This window comes from Pelorhabdus rhamnosifermentans, assembly GCF_018835585.1.
GTDB classification, from domain to species: Bacteria; Bacillota; Negativicutes; order UMGS1260; family UMGS1260; genus Pelorhabdus; species Pelorhabdus rhamnosifermentans.
Genome location: NZ_JAHGVE010000071.1, coordinates 1 through 971, shown reverse-complemented (window position 1 = coordinate 971; position 971 = coordinate 1). Strand labels below are relative to the sequence as shown.

Genomic DNA, 971 nt, shown 5'->3' with positions numbered 1-971 from the left:
GTACAGCGAAAGAGCTTGCGGCAAGTGAAGATGTGCGCAAGGCTTATCTAGGCGGCTAAGAAAGAAAAAGTGAAGATACGAGGAGTGATTACGATGTTTGTAGCAACAAGGATGACGGAAAATCCTGTGACAGTAACTCCAGATACCTCTGTAACAGAGGCCAAGAATATGATGCAGAAGAACAAGTTTCGGCGCTTGCCCATTGTTCAAGACGGTAAACTTCTTGGTATTGTAACGGACCGTGATCTCAGGGAAGTATCACCTTCACCCGCTACGACGCTTGCTAAGCACGAAGCCAATTATCTTTTAGACAAGATATTACTGCGTGACATTATGAAGAAAAAAGTACTTACCATTTGTGCCGATGCTACCATTGAAGAAGCCGCCCTTATGATGTACAAAGAAAAAATCGGCGGTCTTGTTGTTGTCGATGTGAATGGGGCTGTCGTAGGGATTATTACGGAGACAGATATTTTTAAATGCTTTGTGGATGTCATGGGGTTAGCTGAAGGCAAAACGCGCATTACTCTTGGCGGGGCCGATCGAATTGGCATGCTTCATGAAATTACAGGTGTCTTTAAAGAACTCGATATTAGCATTGATAGTATGGTGGCTTTGCCGGGGCCTGATCATCAAGCTCAGCAGATTATTCGTGCCGATGTCCCTGATGTTGAATTATTGACAAAGAAACTCGGCGACAAAGGGTATCCTGTGCTGCATGTAGCCAAAATCGGTTGAGTTATGAAATGATAGTGGATAAGAAAGTGAAAATAGCCTTTAGCCAATATGTTTTGTTGGCTGAAGGCTATTTTTTAATGAGGGCCTTGGTGGGAAATGGGCAGCATCATTGTTGAAGGGAAGGGAAAGATAGGTCTAAAGTTTGGTAAACTGTGGTGTCAATAACTTTTGAAAATGTCACCTAAAAAGGTTTCTAATTATCGGGTGAAAATGTCACTTAAGAGTTTAAGCAT

General features: G+C 42.5%; 1 protein-coding gene. It reads left to right on the top strand.

Annotation, left to right across the window (positions count from 1 at the left end):
* Positions 1–93 precede the first annotated feature (93 nt).
* Positions 94–738: a CBS and ACT domain-containing protein gene (locus Ga0466249_RS25765; protein ID WP_215832363.1), complete on the top strand. Its 645-nt coding sequence runs from the start codon at positions 94–96 to the stop codon at positions 736–738.
* The last annotated feature ends 233 nt before the right edge of the window (positions 739–971 follow it).

Coding starts and splice junctions, on each gene's coding strand:
- Ga0466249_RS25765 (WP_215832363.1), top strand. CDS start 94: ATGTTTGTAGCAACAAGGATGACGGAAAATCCTGTGACAGTAACTCCA.